Source organism: Chitinivorax sp. B, assembly GCF_005503445.1.
Lineage (GTDB): Bacteria > Pseudomonadota > Gammaproteobacteria > Burkholderiales > SCOH01 > Chitinivorax.
The window spans coordinates 1-1,100 of record NZ_SCOH01000168.1; the positions used below are offsets into that span (position 1 = coordinate 1).

The 1,100-nt window shown below is 61.2% G+C and carries 1 pseudogene; it reads left to right on the forward strand.

Annotated features, from left to right (window positions below):
* Positions 1-1,100: pseudogene (locus FFS57_RS25070) on the forward strand (hypothetical protein); the annotation flags it as partial.

Genomic DNA, 1,100 nt, shown 5'->3' on the forward strand with positions numbered 1-1,100 from the left:
TTCACCGCCAATGCCAATGACGCCAGCCAGGATCAGGTGACCCCGCAGGCCATCCGTCAATTCGACGATTTTGGCCGGCTGCTGCGTGACAGCAACGCACTACAGCAAAGCTGGCAATACCAGTATGACCTGCTTGGCAACCTGAAACAGACCACCAGCCCAGCCAACCAGATCACGAAGTACAGCTGGTTGCCGGGGCACTTGCTGGAGAAAAAGGAAAGCCAGGATGACACGCTACAATACCGCTACAACGCACAGGGCCAAGTCATCCAGTCCCGCAACCAGCAACTGACCACTGACTATGTCTACGACGGCCTCAACCACCGCTTGATCCGCCAGCAAGACAGCCGTGGCCTGACCCTGCGCTACGCCTACAGCGCCGGTGGCCTGCTCAACAGCGTGGCAGACGGCCACGGCCAGCGCACCGACTATCAATATGATGCCGTCGGCCGCCTGAGCGGCATCCGCGCTGGCAATGGCGAACACGTCACCTTCGTGTACGACGCGGCGGGGCGGCTGGTACAAAGCTGGCTGCCCAACGGCAGCGCCAGCCTGTACCGTTATGACGAGGCCGGCCAGCTCACCCAGCGGCTGAACCAGTCGGCGGGCCAACTGCTCAGCCGCCATGACTACGAGTATCACCCGCAGAGCGGGCAGCGGGTCCGCCATCGCGAACAGATCGGCAACCAGCTGACCGATTACCGCTATGACTATGACCAATTGGACCGGCTCAGCAAGGTCAGCAGCGTCAATGCGCAGAACCAGCCGACCGAACTGGCAGCCTATCAGTATGACGCCTGGGACAACCGCATCCAGCAGACCACGGGCGGGCAGACGCAAGCCTATGTCTATGATGCAGTAAACCAGTTGAAGGAGATCCGCAAAGGGAATGCCACGGGCGAAGTGCTGGCCAGCTATCAATATGATGCAGTCGGCAACTTGACCCTGAAGACGGTCGGCACAGTTAAGCATGCCTTCCAGTACAACAGCCTGCAGCAGCTGACCCAGATCAACCTGGACAGCGCAGCGGGCACCCTGCTGGGCAGCTACCGTTACGACGCCGACGGCAAGCGCATCGGCCGCAGCGATGGCGCCGGCAG